This window comes from Neobacillus ginsengisoli (assembly GCF_030813055.1).
In genome coordinates this window covers 565792-581950 of the sequence record NZ_JAUSTW010000003.1, presented here as the reverse complement: position 1 = coordinate 581950, position 16159 = coordinate 565792, and the positions used below count along the sequence as shown (strand labels likewise).

The 16159-nt window shown below is 37.7% G+C and carries 15 protein-coding genes; 6 read left to right on the top strand and 9 right to left on the bottom strand.

Features of this window, described 5'->3' with window-relative positions; all coding sequences use genetic code 11:
• Nucleotides 1-185 precede the first annotated feature (185 nt).
• The gene (locus tag J2S10_RS11890; RefSeq protein WP_307407921.1) at nucleotides 186-1376 is read right to left on the bottom strand and encodes an MFS transporter; all 1191 of its coding nucleotides are present in this window, start codon (nucleotides 1374-1376) and stop codon (nucleotides 186-188) included.
• A 390-nt stretch (nucleotides 1377-1766) separates the two neighbouring features.
• Here J2S10_RS11890 and J2S10_RS11885 point away from each other — a divergent pair, with 390 nt between their 5' ends.
• The gene (locus J2S10_RS11885) at nucleotides 1767-3467 is read left to right on the top strand and encodes a pyruvate oxidase (RefSeq protein WP_307407919.1); all 1701 of its coding nucleotides are present in this window, start codon (nucleotides 1767-1769) and stop codon (nucleotides 3465-3467) included.
• Nucleotides 3468-3721: 254 nt separating this feature from the next.
• On the opposite strand, the gene J2S10_RS11880 is transcribed toward J2S10_RS11885, so the two are convergent.
• From J2S10_RS11880 to J2S10_RS11865, 4 genes are all read right to left on the bottom strand, one after another.
• Nucleotides 3722-4246, bottom strand: a complete 525-nt coding sequence (locus tag J2S10_RS11880; RefSeq protein WP_307407917.1) for an NAD(P)H-dependent oxidoreductase — start codon at nucleotides 4244-4246, stop codon at nucleotides 3722-3724.
• A 51-nt stretch (nucleotides 4247-4297) separates the two neighbouring features.
• Entirely contained in the window at nucleotides 4298-4732 is a 435-nt protein-coding gene (locus J2S10_RS11875) for a MarR family winged helix-turn-helix transcriptional regulator (protein ID WP_307407914.1), read from the bottom strand.
• 296 nt (nucleotides 4733-5028) lie between these two features.
• On the bottom strand, nucleotides 5029-5694 hold the full coding sequence (locus J2S10_RS11870) for a YjbE family putative metal transport protein (RefSeq protein WP_307407912.1): 666 nt from the start codon (nucleotides 5692-5694) through the stop codon (nucleotides 5029-5031).
• A 307-nt stretch (nucleotides 5695-6001) separates the two neighbouring features.
• Nucleotides 6002-6571 carry a manganese efflux pump MntP gene (locus tag J2S10_RS11865; RefSeq protein WP_307407910.1) on the bottom strand — a complete coding sequence of 190 codons (570 nt, stop codon included), beginning with the start codon at nucleotides 6569-6571 and terminating at the stop codon, nucleotides 6002-6004.
• 833 nt (nucleotides 6572-7404) lie between these two features.
• Between J2S10_RS11865 and J2S10_RS11860 the strand changes: the two genes are divergently transcribed.
• The 5 genes from J2S10_RS11860 (at nucleotide 7405) to J2S10_RS11840 (ending at nucleotide 12249) form a co-directional block, all read left to right on the top strand.
• Nucleotides 7405-7758 (top strand): hypothetical protein, encoded by a 354-nt coding sequence (locus J2S10_RS11860; protein ID WP_307407908.1) that lies wholly within the window; start codon nucleotides 7405-7407, stop codon nucleotides 7756-7758.
• Between the two features lie 200 nt (nucleotides 7759-7958).
• Entirely contained in the window at nucleotides 7959-8747 is a 789-nt protein-coding gene (locus tag J2S10_RS11855) for a TIM barrel protein (RefSeq protein ID WP_307407906.1), read from the top strand.
• Between the two features lie 101 nt (nucleotides 8748-8848).
• Nucleotides 8849-9826 (top strand): hypothetical protein, encoded by a 978-nt coding sequence (locus J2S10_RS11850; RefSeq protein ID WP_307407904.1) that lies wholly within the window; start codon nucleotides 8849-8851, stop codon nucleotides 9824-9826.
• Nucleotides 9827-10321: 495 nt separating this feature from the next.
• Nucleotides 10322-11221 (top strand): putative protein N(5)-glutamine methyltransferase, encoded by a 900-nt coding sequence (locus J2S10_RS11845; RefSeq protein ID WP_307407902.1) that lies wholly within the window; start codon nucleotides 10322-10324, stop codon nucleotides 11219-11221.
• A 209-nt stretch (nucleotides 11222-11430) separates the two neighbouring features.
• On the top strand, nucleotides 11431-12249 hold the full coding sequence (locus J2S10_RS11840; protein ID WP_307407900.1) for a sugar nucleotide-binding protein: 819 nt from the start codon (nucleotides 11431-11433) through the stop codon (nucleotides 12247-12249).
• A 300-nt stretch (nucleotides 12250-12549) separates the two neighbouring features.
• Here the strand turns inward: J2S10_RS11840 and J2S10_RS11835 are convergent, their stop codons facing one another.
• The 4 genes from J2S10_RS11835 to J2S10_RS11820 form a co-directional block, all read right to left on the bottom strand.
• Nucleotides 12550-12771 carry a hypothetical protein gene (locus J2S10_RS11835; protein WP_307407897.1) on the bottom strand — a complete coding sequence of 74 codons (222 nt, stop codon included), beginning with the start codon at nucleotides 12769-12771 and terminating at the stop codon, nucleotides 12550-12552.
• 143 nt (nucleotides 12772-12914) lie between these two features.
• A complete protein-coding gene (locus tag J2S10_RS11830; protein ID WP_307407895.1) occupies nucleotides 12915-13232 on the bottom strand; it encodes a hypothetical protein in 318 nt (105 codons plus the stop codon).
• Between the two features lie 351 nt (nucleotides 13233-13583).
• Complete coding sequence (locus tag J2S10_RS11825) at nucleotides 13584-14915, bottom strand: FAD-dependent oxidoreductase (protein ID WP_307407893.1); 1332 nt, start codon at nucleotides 14913-14915, stop codon at nucleotides 13584-13586.
• A 153-nt stretch (nucleotides 14916-15068) separates the two neighbouring features.
• A complete protein-coding gene (locus J2S10_RS11820; RefSeq protein WP_307407888.1) occupies nucleotides 15069-16079 on the bottom strand; it encodes an acyltransferase family protein in 1011 nt (336 codons plus the stop codon).
• Nucleotides 16080-16159 lie beyond the last annotated feature (80 nt).

Genomic DNA, 16159 nt, shown 5'->3' with positions numbered 1-16159 from the left:
CTCTTGCTTTTTTAGTTCTGATATTAGAATTAGATATTTTTAAAAGAAGTATCAAGATCGTTCAGCTGTTCTTTGATACTTCTTTCTTTAATTTTATTTGAAGGATTAACATTATGTCATGGAAAAATTTATTGTCCATCGGAAGGTACCAAAGGAAGCATGCCAATGCGTTCGTAGCTTCTCCCTTATGCGGGTTTCATTTGTTTTTGGTCTAAGTGATGACTTAGGAAAGTTAGAAGACTTGCAAAGATAGCAATCAACCCACCGACCAATGTCACACTGATCAAATTTCCTTGATGGTAAACTATTCCGCCTACTGCGGAACCAAAGGCGATACCGATATTGCTTGCGACTGGCATCAGTGAAGCAGCGAGTCCTGTCGCTCTTGGTTGATAAATTCCGGCAAGGTCAATCAAATAAAGCTGGGTTGATGTTGTTAAAAGGATGGCCATTAATGACATCAAGCCAATGTTAATCAAGCCAAGGATCAAATTATTTGTGGTCCAATATAAACTGACCAGAACAATTGCTTGCACGAGGAAAACCAATCGAAGGCGCCCGATCGCATTGTAGCTGGCAATTTTACCAGCGAGTATGTTGCTGAAAATCGAAATAAATCCGTAGCCAAACAAGATCAAACTGATTGAATTACTTGGTGCTTCCATTCCTTTCAGGATCGGAACAAGATAGGTATAAACGGCATATGTCGCTCCAAATCCAAGAGAAGGAATGAAAAACGCCATTAAGATTCGTGGGTGTGTCAACAATGAAAATTGATCACGCATCGAACTGCGAAATTGACTGACCATATTAGGCAAAATGAAGAAAGATGCCAAAAACGCAATTCCACCTAGAAAAGTCGTTAACAGGAAGGTTGCATTCCAGTTGTACCATTCTGCGATGACAGTGCCGATTGGTACCCCAATCACGTTTGCAAGAGTAAAACCACCGAAAACGAATGATATAGCAAGTCCGCGTTTTGCGATTGGCATGGTTTCACTTGCAACAATCATGGCAAGAGAGATTAATACTCCTGTTACAATCGCCGTCATCATTCGAAGTGCAAGGAGCATGATGTAGCCCGTCGAAATCACACACAAAGCATTCAGGATGATGAACGATCCTATCAAAAATAACATCCATTTACGCTTTGGAAAATGACTTGTTACTGACATCACGAGTGGTGTGGTAATGGCAAACGTAATGGCAAACGCAGAAACGAGTGTGCCTGCTTTTGCATTTGTTATATGAAGACCCGAGGAAATATCGGTTAAGATCCCGACGATAACAAATTCGCTTGTCCCGAGAACAAATGTTAATAAAGTAAGTGTAAAGATGAGCAACCAATGTCGCTTGGATAATTCAGTGGAGTGCATAAATACCTCTTTTCTTAGATGAATGTAAATGTGAAACAAGGTAGTAAACAATTTAATCATCATACCATAAAACATTTTTACGAGGAAAGTTCATACGTATTAACATCCATTTTGTCTAAAGTTTAGTAGAGGAGATTGGACTTATTATAGGTCAGTCAAATGTAATCTTGTAAATATCTTTAACGGTTGTTGAAACTATATATAAACCCGGAGGCAAAACGAACACGGTTGTTTGAGCGTTTTGGTGATTTTTTTTAAGCATTACAATCGCCGTGTCTGTCAGCACCCTATTTTTCTTGAGGATTGCTCACAATTTTAATGGAAATATTGAGTAATTTTTTGATAAAAGTATCACACTACTAGTATCTATTTTCATAAAGGGAGTGTCCTATGTTTAAGCAAACAGCTGGTGAGAAGTTAATTGAGCTATTGATTGAGTGGGGAGTAGATCATATTTACGGGATGCCGGGTGATTCGATAAATTCGATTATCGAGCCCTTGCGAAAAGCCCAGGATAAAATAAAGTTTATTCAGGTCCGGCATGAAGAGGCGGGTGCCTTAGCGGCCGCAGCCTATGCAAAGTTGACCGGGAAAATAGGGGTTTGTACCGCCATTGCTGGTCCGGGTGCCATTCATCTTTTGAATGGATTGTATGATGCCAAGCTCGACAAGGTGCCGGTATTGGCGATAACAGGACAGGTGGAAACGGACCTGATAGGCACTGATTTTTTTCAAGAGGTTAATTTAGACAGATTGTTTGATGATGTGGCCGTCTACAATCAACGGATTATGTCGGCTGAACAGCTTCCTGCCGTTGTGAATCAAGCGATTCGGACGGCTTATGTAAAAAGAGGGGTTTCCGTTCTTACGATTCCCGATGATGTTCCTCGCTTTGAGGTAGGGAAGGAAGCGCATGTAACATCCAGTTTTATAGTGAAACAGGCCGTTCTGCCGCTCCAGGAAGATTTACAGCAGGCAAAGGTATTGATTGAAAAAGCGGAAAGACCGATTATCCTTGCAGGTAGAGGGACACATGGTATCCGGGAGACATTATTATCATTTGCTGAAAAAATTGCCGCGCCGATTGTGTTAACGCTGCCTGGAAAAGGAGCAATTCCAGATAAGCATCCCTATTGTTTGGGCGGGCTAGGTCTGATTGGAACAAAGGCAGCCTACGAAGCCATGCATGAAACCGATCTGCTCATCATGATTGGGACTTCGTTTCCGTTCACGGGATTTTTACCGGAGAAGACAGTAACGATTCAAATTGATATCGACCCTTACCAAATCGGCAAGCGCTATCCGGTTGATGTCGGTCTGGCGGGAGAGGCAAGGTTGACGCTCGAATGGCTTAAAGAGAATGTAAGTGAAAATGCGAATCGCGACTTTTTAGAGAAAAGCCAGGAGCGGATGAATAAGTGGTGGAGTAAGTTAGAGCATCAGGAAGAGAATGATTCTGTTCCGATTAAGCCGCAGCGTGTGATCAGCGACTTGCAGAAAGTAGCTTCAGATGATGCTGTCTTATCTGTCGATGTGGGGAATGTTACCGTTTGGATGGCGCGCCATTTTCATATGACTAATCAGAAATTTATTATTTCCAGCTGGCTGGCGACGCTTGGCTGCGGTCTTCCCGGGGCGATTGCGGGAAAAATTGCTTATCCGGACAAGCAGGTTTTTGCTGTGTGCGGTGATGGCGGGTTTGGGATGACGATGAATGATTTCGTTACAGCAGTTAAATACAATTTACCGATGGTTGTCATTGTTTTAAACAATCATAAGATTGCAATGATCAAGTTTGAACAAGAGGTAATGGGAAATATTGAGTTCGGTACCGATCTGGTAAACCCTAATTTTGCTAAATACGCGGATGCATGCGGCGGGATCGGGTATCGTGTGGAGCATCCCGAGGAACTTCTTCCGGCATTACAACAAGCCGTCGGGCAACGGAAACCCTGTATTATTGATGTAGTTGTCGATGCGGATGAAGCACCGATGCCGGCAAAAATAAAATTTTCCCAGGCGGCAGGGTATACGAAGCATATGTTAAAAGCGTTGTTTGAAGAAGGCAAACTGGATTTGCCTCCGTTGTGAAGAAACGGGCGGTGCTTAGGTACCGCCCGAAGTTAAGATAAGAGAAAGATTCCTGAGCCTGGCTATTTTGGTGTTAGGTGCTCGGAAGTAGCTGGTACATAAAAAGGAGAAAGTGGCACATAAACTCCGGGAAGTGGCACATAATTCGTTCAAAGTGGAACATAAGTGAGAATCCAATTAAAAAAAGGTAATTAAAAATATAGTTTTGTTTCCAGAGTCACATCCACGAAGTATTAAAGACTTCTTCTATAGGATTAATAGGAAGCTTTAAGATGGCGTACCAGTTCTTCCGCACTTTCCCGAATTTGGGCATCTGTTAAAAAACGAACACCTTGTGTTGTAAAGGATGGTAAGAAACGCATCCCCGTTAGGTTTGCCGTTGCTTGGAATGGTTTTGTAAGTTCACTCATGCTGTACTGATTGTGGCCGCCTGCTTGATAGGCAGCTTCCGGCCCGCCAGTAGAAATCGCCAGGACAAACTCTTTTCCATGCAATTTGGTTCCTTCCGATCCATAAGCCCAACCGTAAGTGAGGACTACATCCTGCCATTCCTTTAGTAATGAAGGACTGCTGTACCAGTAAAATGGAAATTGGAAGACAATCCTGTCGTGTTCCAACAATAGCTGTTGTTCACGCTCCACGTTTATTCGTCCGTCCGGATATTCCGTATATAAATCGTGTACGGTGATGTCTTTTTCTTGGTGCAATCTATCTATCCACATTTTGTTTATTACTGAATTCGATAAATTCGGATGTGCTGCAATGACTAAAGATTTCATGATAAATTCTCCTTTTTTTATTTGTATATGCAAATGAAGGGGTAAAAAAATTTACAGTTCTTTTTCTAATTTAATGCTTGCTTCGTTGAGCCTTTTGCTTAAATCTATACTAAATTCGCTTCCTAAAATTTGAGAATAGCCTGTAAATAATTCCTTTAATGAACCCCGAAACTGATGGTAAATTTTTTCTCCTTCTTCAGTTAAAGAGATATAGGTTTGTTTGCCGCTCAATTTTCTTGTAACCAGTTTTAGTTTTTCAAGTTTATCAATAAACCTCGTACTCGTGGAAGGAGCGATGGATAACTTGTGACATAGCTCTTTTTGAGTGATTTCAGGATGGAATTTAACAATCATGATCATGTATAAATAAGAAGGTGCAAGGTCCCCGAAATCAAACGTTTTTTCAGCTAATTTTGTAATGTTGCGAGCAAAACGGCTGGCTGTAAAATATAAACAATGAATTAATACTTGTTCTTCTTCATTCATTTCATTCAGTCCCTTTTTTCATTTGCATATACAAATTACCATGAATTATAACTAACTGTCAACTCGTATTTGACATAATTAAAGGCCAAAAGCAGTGTGATTTCTTATGTGAAATCCACTGCTTTTATTGTTGTTATTATGTGTTTTTTTTCCTATGTGGGTACCTCAAATCGATAGATAGACATGAAAAGGGGTAGCGCAGTTAAGTCGATGCAAATAAGAGCTGTCATGCAAACAGTTTATTTTGAACATACAAAAAGATAAGCATCGAGGAATTTCATCCGATGCTTATTTGATTAAAGTGTTATATTTATTTCTTTAATATTATTTTTTACAAATGCTGCAGTTATTAAAATAATAGCCATTGCGATAGGAATCACTAATTGATAGGATTCTGGAATATCGTTTGTTAAAAATGTTAAACCTTTGTCTTCGATAATCATTTTTCCGGCAGCGAATGTTAAGAAAGCGGAACCTGCATAAATGATGATGGGGAATTTATCCATAAGCATCATCAAAAGTCGACTTCCTAAAATAATTATAGGAATCGAAATAATAATACCCATTACTATTGGGAAAATTCCTCTTGCAACACTAGCTAATGCAATAACATTATCTATGGACATGGCTAAATCTGAAATAGCAATAATTCGAATTGCGAGCCAAATCCGATCGGATGCTTTAATATCTAATTGTTCTTCATCTCTTTGAACAATTAGATAATAAGCAATCCGTAAGAGAATGACTCCGCCAACTGCTTGGACAAATGGATATTCTAAGAACTTGATTACAAAAGTTGCTGCTACAATCCGAAGAATAATGGCGCCTAACATCCCACCCATAATTGCTTTTCCTTGTAGATGTTTAGGAACATGACTAGCGGCAAGAGCGATGACAATAGCATTATCTCCAGAAAGTAAAATGTCAATTCCTATTAAGGATAAAACTTGCAGCCAACTCATTTTGTTTCCTCCAGTTTTATTTAATTTTTTTAATATATTTTCCAACTGGGTAAGAAGGTATCATGAAAGATGTTTACTACCTAATTTAAAATTCTTTTGTACAAACATATACCATTAGAATGGAAAATAGAAGTGAACATAAAAAAATGGTACCGTTTTAGTTTAGGTACCATTTCTTATTTTGAAGAAATTTATTTTACTCATTATTTTATAAAATCTTTACTCAAAATTTACGCATGTTTAACAATATATTTGGAGGTATTACATATAATGTAAGGGAAAGGCAGAACTTTTCCTAAAAACTGTATTATATAATCTGATGAACGCCAACGCCGATTAATAAAAATCCAGAGACCATTGAAGAATATTTTCCTAGAAATCTGGATACAACTCCGATTCCGATTATATTACCAAAAAAAATTAAAAAGTATCCCCAGGCAGAAATACTAATGACTGTTGTCCATAAAGACAAAGAATTGGAAATCGTGGAACTAAAACCAGTTGCAATGTTTGAAAACGATAAACCAAATCCAAGGAGTATCGCTTGTTTGAATCCAGGTTTTTGCAATTTAATTTGTGATGTTTCTTTTGAAATCCGTGGATGTAAATAAGCTGTATATAAAATAAATAAACCAACTCCACATAATACGATGCAAGAAACTAATTGTGCAGAATTTTTTGAGGTATACTGAGAAAAAACTTTACCCATATATGCGCCTAAAAAAGCGGTGAAAAAGCCTAAAAAATTAATAATTATATTGACCCAATGAGGAAATTTAATTTTCTCAATTCCATATGCCATACCCACACCGGTATTGTCAAGGTTGGATCCAATGCCAATCAGATTGGCAATGATAAAAGCATTAAGCCAAGTCATATAATCACCTCTTATCTATTTTTGAATACGTTAATTAGGGATCTTTATGGTCAGTATTCCTCTACAATGGTTTTATTTTATATTGTATTTTTACATTATTTTGTCTTATTCTTTAAGATTAAAATAAAAACAAAAAAGGTGGGAACAGTAAAGTTACCTACTGTCACCAAAGGTTTTCACGCTCTTAATGCAGCAAATCAACACAACATAGCCATCAATTTTCTAATTCTACATAATCGTTTGTATTTCCATCTAGCTGTGTGTTTTTGGGATTTGAACATGCCAATTCCTCCTGATTATTTGGAATATTTTATATTGACGTTCGATTGAACATATTAAAAATCATTTAGGGAAAATAGACCAAGATTTGCTAAAAAAGTGTACTTTCGAAAGTGGAAAGTATACTTTTTAAATACATATATATGCACTCATTATTAAGAGTATGGAAATTTAAAATAAGTAAAGTTTTGTCCTAAGTGCATAAATTTACTCATTATCGTTTATTAAGTAGCATTTGAATTGATCCTATAAGTATAAAATTTATTTTGTTCGATAATTTGAAAATAATTCCTTTTTTTTAAAAAATTTTAAGCAAAGTTTTACATTTAGTAAGGGATTTCTTATTAGGATTGCGACAGTGTCGGAAAGTAATTAAGATCTCAGTTAATGAGAACTAGCCGAACTTTTAACAGGTCGTTTTTTAAATTATGTCTAGTTTTTAGCTAGTTATACCATTCTTTTTCTTTCATTCGGATGACTAATTGTTCTTTTTAACTCACATACATAATTTTAAATTAAATGGTGAAAGTAACAGAAAAAGGAGGTAAATACATATGTTTAATGGAACCTCGCTTTGGGCGGGTGTCATTTCAGGGGGATTGGCTCAATTAAAAGATACTCAGGCAATGACATCCGGTAATATGGATAAAAAGGAGTATGCTATTCAAACTTCTAAAAATGTTACCGGGGGCTTAGGTTTAATGGCAGGGATTGAATACGGAGCTATGCTGGGGACAGCTATTTTCCCGGGACCAGGAACAATAATAGGATCGATAATCGGCAGTATAATTGGGAATCGGATTGGAACAAGCGTTGGCTATCAGGCTGGACGACTTGTATTAAATAATCAAATGTTGCCTATGAATCGCTTATCATATAATGATCCCCCCAAACTACCACAAAGTTAAATATGTTAATTTTACTGAACTATTATTTACTGGAAAAAAAATAAGAGATCTCGGAGCGCTTTCCTTAGGATCGCTCCGTTTATTTGGCATCTAGCCAGAGTTTTTTATATATTCAGAAAATTATATCTGCAATTTTGCTATAATGGAAGAAGCCATTCATTTCTTAATAATATAGGATTATGCGAAAGTGGTGATGTGTTTTGTTAAAGTTAGGGTTAAAATGTTCGTATTTTCCGGAACAGCTGTATGACCGATTACAATATAGGCCGGATATTATTGAATTGCATTTAAATGATGACGATTTGTTTGGAGACAAGAGAAAAAAATTAGAAAATACCATCTCAATGCTCTTAAGAGAGGATATTGAGGTGTATTTACATCACCCTTCAAAATACAATGGGAGATATTTAAATATTATCCACGAACAAAAAGAAGATTATCTTTTCTATCATTTATCTACAAGGATTCTAGCTGATATTTGTTTATCACATTCTATTAAATGTGTGATTCACCCTCATTATATACAGACAGACACCTCTTCTATCAATAAAGAAAATAATGATAAAATTGTAAATGAGATCAAGCATATTTTGTCATATGGCAAAGGTGTTTTTTTATGGGAAAATTCCATTTATGGTCTTTTTACTGCCCAAAACCCGAATTGGTTCGAAGAAATTGTTAGGCCATTAAAGTTGCCATTGGCTTATGATATTAGCCACGCTTTTATTTCCTTCAGAGGTAATAAGAGATTATTGTTAGAGCAGATAGAAAAATTAGATTCATATATCCAATATTTTCACGTTGTAGATAGTGAAGGTCAGAAACATGATGGATTACAACTGGGAGCTGGCAGGATTGATTGGAAACCCATTCTACCGTTTTTAATGAGCAGACCGTACATATATGAAATTACTCTTAAAGATATAACGGATGCAGTTGAAATGTATGAGAGCCATCTTTATTTAGTTCAGTTATTAAAACATAATTAGCGTCAGGTAGTAAATATAAATGCACGGCATAAACTAAAATTTAAGTATCAACAATGGTAAATACCTCATTTTAAAAATATTAAAAAGGGGAGAGAGATAGTATGATTTCATCAGAATTAACGTTTGGAATTTACCCGCTAAGTGTGGCAGGCACACCTTCTGGTTTGGCTGTCGGACCGAAGGATAACTACGAAAAAATTCAAATTGCGCTCCAAGACCTTCGAGGTGAGACCAAAACGCTGCATCCTAGAAACTATATCATTTATTACGGACCGGAATCGGAAGAAAAAATGTTATCTGTTGCGGAACGCTATCTTTCAGCCGGGTTATTAGGGGACTTGACAGTAGGATGTCTCCAAGAACCGGATATAGACCTTGATCGCTATCTTGGTTTTATTCGAAAAATTATTAGCCAATATGGCACTCATTTGGCATCACTTCAAATTACGAACGAACCCAACTTGACGTTTATGGAAGGATCCAAGGCATATGTAATAAAGGGTCTTGTAGAAGGAGTGATTGCAGCAAAGAAGGAAACTCAAGATCGCAATCTTCCAATAAAAATTGGCTTTGGTTCGGTGCCGGATGGTCCTATGGCAGTACCTCATTTTTGGGAAAACCTCGCAAAGGCTGGAGGGAAGCCGTTTATAGATTCCCTCGATTTTGTAGGACATAATTTTTATGTGGATGTATTCGAAGAACCGCTTAATTTAAAAGAAATACCGATTTCTGTGGAAAAGACGCTTCGTAATTTAAGGGAAAAGAATCTTAATGCTTGCGGAATACCCGCTTCCGTCCCTATCCGTGTTACCGAAAATGGTTGGCCTACAGGAAAAAATCCTTTTACCAATATGGAAAGGTCTTATGAGCAGCAAGCGAAAGTTCTTGAGACAGTTATTCGAACAATCTATCATTTGCGGGACGAGCTTAATATTTCCCATTATGAGCTTTTTGGACTCCGGGATGCCGATAGCTCCAAAGATGATCTTTTCCATCAATTTGGGATTATGCGGGATGATTATTCGGCAAAACCCGCTTACAATACATTTAAAAAATTAATACATGAGTTCGGTATTTGACCGTCTCTAAAAAAATACGGAAAATTGCGCAAGTCCCTAAGCTTTCCATAATGGGTAGACATTTTATCTGTAATTAGCATAGCTTCCATAGGAATAGGTATTTCAATTTTTCGGAAACGAGATTTGCCATTATAAGGCTTGTTTCCTACAAAGACAGACTGCTAAACGAGCAGTCTCAGATTGTCGAGAAAGGGTATTTTTCTCGGCAATTTTTTATTTTGTCAGAATCATACCAAATTTATTGATTGTCCCTGCAAATGGGCCTGTTGAAAAGCCTATATATCAATAATATTATAACGAATTAATGCGGTGAATTATTGAATTAAATGAATAAAATAAGAGGCTGCCGAGGGTTTTTCGACAGCCTGAGACTGCTAAACGAGCAGTCTGTCTTTTTTTAATAAGCTAATTGGAGAAGTTTCTTTATTGGGGAGAGTTGGAACCTGTATGTTATAATTATGGTAAAATTTATAATATTCCGAATGAGGGGAACAAATGGACTTTAGGAAGGCTTCTTTTAACATTATAAAAAGAGATGACACTTTAAAAAAAGTTGATGATATATCAATCCTTACCAAGGTAGGGTCAATTGTTAATAATGAAGATACCCTTTTTCCGATCATCGTCACAACGCTTCGGGCCGCCGGTTGTGTTTTCGCCGAAGATGAGACCCGGTTGATCATCTCTGCGGCAAAAACGCCGGCTGAGCTTGCCGATATGGTGGACAGACGAACCGCGGGCTTGCCCCTAGAACACATCATTGGCTGGGCGGAGTTCTGCGGTATCCGGATAGAGGTGGATGCAAGAGTCTTCGTACCCCGCCGCCGTACCGAGTTTTTAGTCCGCCAAGCAGCTTCACTCGCTATGCCGGGAGCTGTCGTGGTCGACTTATGCTGCGGTACGGGAGCGGTGGGTTCCGTTCTGGCCGAGATTCTGGAAGATATCGAGTTGTACGCCGTCGACATCGACCCTGCCGCAGTTCGGTGTGCCAGACGCAACATCACTTCCATCGGTAGTCATGTGTACGAAGGTGACCTCTACAAGCCGCTGCCGGCGACACTGCAGGGCCGCGTCGACATCCTGGTCGCCAACGCGCCCTACGTTCCTACCGAGGTAATCGGTCTGTTACCGTCTGAAGCACGCATACATGAGGCAAGGGTAGCGCTCGACGGGGGCACGGATGGGCTGGACATCCAGCGGCTGGTGGCAGCCGAGGCGCTACTTTGGCTGGCACCGGGCGGTCACCTGCTAGTCGAGACTAGCGAGAGACAGGCGAAGCAAACAGTCGAGATCTTTACTCAAAACGGACTAATACCGCAGGTGGTAAATGACGAAGAACTTGATGCTACAGTTGTCATCGGAACCAGGCCTACCTTCAGAGCAGATCTTAGCTAAAATATCAGTTTATGCATTTCGCAAATGAAAGTGACTTTAACACTCAGAGGGGGTTAATATGCCGACCTTAGATGTATTAGTGAACGTTAGCTATGAGGTGAGAGGATGAAAATGGAGAGTAGTGTTTTATCCTGTCGCTTATTATTTAACCAAATTATGAAGAGTAAGATAATAATTATAAGAGTATTTGTAGAAATGGAGGAATCGTGATGGAGAAGGTACTAATTCTTGGTGCAAGCGGGCTTGTCGGGAAAGCTTTAATTGAGGAATGTAAAGATGGATATGACCTTTATGGAACCTATTGTTCATCATCTACCAATCTTCCAAAAGATAAGCAGTTCCAATTAGATGTTCAGCAAATTGTTAAAATGAAGGAGATTTTACAGTCTATTAAACCGGATATTGTGATTTCTTGCCTAAGAGGGGAGTTTACTCAACAAATCGAGTTTCATAAAGAATTGGCGATGGAATTACACAACAGCAGTAGTGTACTCTATTACTTTTCTACGGCAAATGTATTTGATGGGGACTATTCGCGGCACCATACAGAAGCAGATATACCTGTTGCCCAATCGGATTATGGAAAATTCAAAATCGACTGTGAGAATATATTAAAACAAATTTTAGAGGACCGTGCCATTATGATCCGAATTCCCGCCATTTGGGGTAAAGATTCCCCAAGAATGAATTTAATTAAGGAAAGTATCGAAAAAAATCAGATGATCAACGTGTACAGTAATTTAGTATGTAACAACCTTTTGGACACTCAGTTAGCAAAGCAACTGCGATTTATCATTGAAAATCACTTAAAAGGAATTTTTCACTTGGGTTCAGTAGACATGATGACGCACGGAGAATTTTATGAGAGGCTTGTAAACACACTTTCGAGTGAAGCAAAAATAGTACGATTTAATTTGTGTGACGAATCGGGGGACACCTATTACTGGGGGTTGACTTCAAACCGCAAGGATATTCCGGATTGTCTGCAATGCACAAACGAAAGCATTATCTCTTGCTTATTTGAATGATTGGTAGGAGGGAATTTGTTAACGTTTTTCAAACGGGCTTGATTGTGTTTAAAAAGTTCCGTTTTGAGGTACTTTTGGGTTGGGCAACGGAGTTCATGAATTGACGATGAGGTTGTGGCGGCGACTATTGAGCTAATGGCTTGGTATGGCCTTTAATATTCACTTAAATTTATGGAAGCTATTCAAAATCAAGAATAATTTTATACACGATTCTAATATGAATAAATGCTGATATATCAGCATTTATTCAAATCATCATTATGATGGATTTTCAAATGTCTATTGTTTACAATAACCCTATTATTTGACTACTATCTTTTCGTTTATTATCCGTACATAACGTACTAAATCTGAATTTATCATATAATTCCCTTGATCATTTTTCACAATAAAGTATTTGTTACAATCCATCTTCTCAACTACTTCTTGAACAACATCTTCTTTCCTAACATCTAATTCTTTTATCATTTTTTCGGTTATTATATCATTATCAAACGTATAGCAAACCGTAAATTCCTTCAAACTAATTTCCCTTTCTATTATTAATTTTGGTTATGAGTAGAAAAGAACTTCACCTTTTGCAACAGTACATCTGTAAAATTCATATATTTAATCTTCCCTTGTATTAAGCGGATAGAAGCGACTGCAAGGGGCACCTCGTGATATTATTTCTTCTCGACTTTTACTAATCCCTTACCTAAATTATTCTTTTCAAAGTAGCATATGACCACATCATTAACTTGTATTTTATCACCCGAGAGGATGTTTTTAGAAGAAAAATGGATTCCTGTCCCGTCTTCACTTTTTCCGTAGTATTGATTCCCATTAATACTGCTAATCTTGTATTCCAGCGTAGTGTACCCAGAGGAACCATTGCTTTTCGTACTTGTATTGTTAACAGGATCAGCTGTATGAGCTCTAACTAATACTAATGCTAATAAAATTGATGAGAGCACCAAAAGAATGATTATTCTTTTGAACATGTTACTCTACCTCCTTCTATGTATTTTAAAAGATTAAAGAGGAAAATAAATCCTTCTATTATCCTTAAGACTTTATACCTGCTTCAGGACCCAACCACATTATTTTAATGCTACCCTTTATTGAATCCATAAATGGACTTTGTTGTTTTTTCCTTGATTATGGTAAGCACAAATCGAACGGGTGCTTGCCATAATCAAGGAGTTCCTGAGCCTAGAACAAAATAATTGAAAAAGCTCGCCAAAAAAAACGAGTTTTATTGTGTTTTTATCTACCGATTATTGTGACAAACAGGATGTCATTTTAACTGTAAATTTGAGAAAAGCACCTCAAAACAGCCCCCTCTATTGTAGTTAAGCCTTCTTTTTTTGTAAACCGGTAACTATGGCAGTTAAAACTTTTGGATGAAAAAGGTGTAAAGGAGATCGAATTAAATTCATTACCCTTGCGAGTCGGATGTATATATCTGAATCGAGAGCCGAAGCTTGATAAACTCTCTTGGTATACCACTGTTTAAACGGCTGAAAGGGGGATTTTTCACCTTTTATTTGAGGATGGCGAAATGCTTCTGTAGTAGCCATGTCCCATGGAGTTGCGATCAATTTTGAAATTCTTTTATGAAAACTTTGTGTGAAACCCAATCCCTGTTTTTCAGCTTGTTGAAGGCATTTTTGTAACTCTAAAGCTTCCATCGCAGCGACAGATATCCCTTGACCAAAAAGCGGATCAAACCGGCAATGAGCATCTCCAATCACTAAGAAACCCTTGGGAATTTCTGTCGCTAAGTCAAAGCGTCTACGTACCTGGTAAGGGATTTTATGAATTTTTATATCTGTAATCGGTTCTGATTGTTTAAGGAAATCAAGCACGTCAGGAACAGGTAAACGCCCTGCATAAGCAAAAAATTCTTCATTTGTTTGCGGTGCACGCTCATTAGCGTAGCCGCTAAAAGTCACAGAGAACCGATTCTCTTCAAGGGTTTGGATAAAAGCACCGTAAGGGTTTTCAGGGAAACCAGGTGAAATAAGGAGGTTAGTCCATTCTGGACGATCTTGGTTTTTTAAACGAAATAATCTAGTAGCATAGAATAACTGAATCCATACCTTTTCTTCTTCAACTTCTATTCCATATGTTTTTAACCAATCTATACTCTTTGAACCAAATCCGCTCGCATCAACCACCAAATCCGCATGAAGCTCATCTTCCATTCCTGTTCTCAGGGAGCGTACCCGTACACCAAGTACTTTGTTATTCTGACAATCTACGATCAGCTGCTCCGTCATTGTTTCGTATCTAGTGGTAATATTGGAAACTTGATCAATGCGTCTTTGTAAATGCCATTCAAGCATCGGGCGACTTTGTTGCACCATGGTCAATTCTCCTGAAAATGGTTGTTTCCAGAAACCAAAATGATGCCATTTCAAATCTTTAGTAAAATTAGACACAATACTTCCATCTTCTATCAATTGGGCCACGAACTGTGGGAACAATTTCTCAATGGCTTCTTCTCCGCTTTTTAATAGGACATGGGGTTGAGAGCTCTGAGGTACCCTCTTTCTGGGCACTTTTTCTTTACACTCCTGATCAGCTTCAAGAATGATTACTTGTTGAAAATAAGAAGATAAAGCCTTAGCAGCTAATTTTCCTGCAATACCTCCCCCAATTACGATTGCGTTTTCCTTCATGCCTTTTCCTCCGATCAAATTGTCCGTAATCAACCAGCCTTAAACATATAATCATATTGTAAAATAGAACTGCTAGAGGTAGCATTAAATTTAATCAAAAAAAGGGGACGTTACCGAATAACGTCCCCATTTTTTAAATAATAGCTAACTGGTTTACGGCAGTAAGCTTTTTGTATTGAAAATCCTCATCTCAACTAATGGACATGTATATTTTTTAATGAAAAAGCTTCCTAGTAAAAAACAAATTACTAACGAAAAAACCGTTAGTATTACATAATGAGTAGAAAAGCCATTTAGTGTGTCATAAGAAACGAACATTTCAATCGTTTTTATGATAAATCCATGCAAAAGGTAGACATATAAGGTTCGTTCCCCGATTATGGTGAATTTAAAGCCTTTGGTTGGAACCATCGCCAAAAATCCGTACGTAACAATTAAGGTTACTAAATACTGTGAGGATCGCTTGAGCACACTTGTTAATTCCTTTACGCCCATATTGGCATAGGAGGTATCACCAAATAACCATGGCATTGCCCCCTTTGGGAACAAGGCCGCAAATACTAATGCCGTTCCTAGGAGGATAGCAAAACCAATTAAAGGGGAAAATCTAGCTTTTTTAACTATTTTTAGATGTTTGGGTTCTACTAAATATCCTAAAAGAAAATAGGGAAAGAATACAAGCGTTCTTGATAATGATAAAAAGCTGCCAACATGATCAAAATAACCGATTCCGACCCCGATTGCTATTGAGATAACTAAGCCGGTCCATTTTAATCGGGCAAAAATATAGAGAAAAAGATTCCAACAGAACAAGCTCAATAGGAACCATAGTGACCAATGTGGTTGAAGCATGTCCACTTTAAGACTAGGAACCTCTCCGTCCAGATAATAGAAAAGAGAATAGAGGACTTGGAAAATTAAATACGGCAATAATATCTTCTTAAGTATTTTTAAAAGATAGCCTTTCTTATTGAATCCCTTGGAAAAATAACCGGAAATAAAAATGAAGGCGGGCATATGAAATAGAAAGATGACGGAATATAAGGTAAATAGAATGTTGTTGTTATCCTTAATTGGACTAATGACATGACCGAATACGACTAAAAAAATTAGAAAGAATTTTGCGTTGTCAAAGTAAAGACTTCTTCTTGAGGAGGAAGTCATTTTCGTAACACCTCCACGAATTTTTTGTTTAATACACTATATCGGAATAATAATTTAATGTCTAGTAGGAAACAGTCTCT

What these genes read in the sequence shown, in the direction of transcription:
- J2S10_RS11890 (WP_307407921.1), bottom strand. Translation starts at nt 1,376, where the DNA reads ATGCACTCCACTGAATTATCCAAGCGACATTGGTTGCTCATCTTTACA.
- J2S10_RS11885 (WP_307407919.1), top strand. Translation starts at nt 1,767, where the DNA reads ATGTTTAAGCAAACAGCTGGTGAGAAGTTAATTGAGCTATTGATTGAG.
- J2S10_RS11880 (WP_307407917.1), bottom strand. Translation starts at nt 4,246, where the DNA reads ATGAAATCTTTAGTCATTGCAGCACATCCGAATTTATCGAATTCAGTA.
- J2S10_RS11875 (WP_307407914.1), bottom strand. Translation starts at nt 4,732, where the DNA reads ATGAATGAAGAAGAACAAGTATTAATTCATTGTTTATATTTTACAGCC.
- J2S10_RS11870 (WP_307407912.1), bottom strand. Translation starts at nt 5,694, where the DNA reads ATGAGTTGGCTGCAAGTTTTATCCTTAATAGGAATTGACATTTTACTT.
- J2S10_RS11865 (WP_307407910.1), bottom strand. Translation starts at nt 6,571, where the DNA reads ATGACTTGGCTTAATGCTTTTATCATTGCCAATCTGATTGGCATTGGA.
- J2S10_RS11860 (WP_307407908.1), top strand. Translation starts at nt 7,405, where the DNA reads ATGTTTAATGGAACCTCGCTTTGGGCGGGTGTCATTTCAGGGGGATTG.
- J2S10_RS11850 (WP_307407904.1), top strand. Translation starts at nt 8,849, where the DNA reads ATGATTTCATCAGAATTAACGTTTGGAATTTACCCGCTAAGTGTGGCA.
- J2S10_RS11845 (WP_307407902.1), top strand. Translation starts at nt 10,322, where the DNA reads ATGGACTTTAGGAAGGCTTCTTTTAACATTATAAAAAGAGATGACACT.
- J2S10_RS11840 (WP_307407900.1), top strand. Translation starts at nt 11,431, where the DNA reads ATGGAGAAGGTACTAATTCTTGGTGCAAGCGGGCTTGTCGGGAAAGCT.
- J2S10_RS11830 (WP_307407895.1), bottom strand. Translation starts at nt 13,232, where the DNA reads ATGTTCAAAAGAATAATCATTCTTTTGGTGCTCTCATCAATTTTATTA.
- J2S10_RS11825 (WP_307407893.1), bottom strand. Translation starts at nt 14,915, where the DNA reads ATGAAGGAAAACGCAATCGTAATTGGGGGAGGTATTGCAGGAAAATTA.
- J2S10_RS11820 (WP_307407888.1), bottom strand. Translation starts at nt 16,079, where the DNA reads ATGACTTCCTCCTCAAGAAGAAGTCTTTACTTTGACAACGCAAAATTC.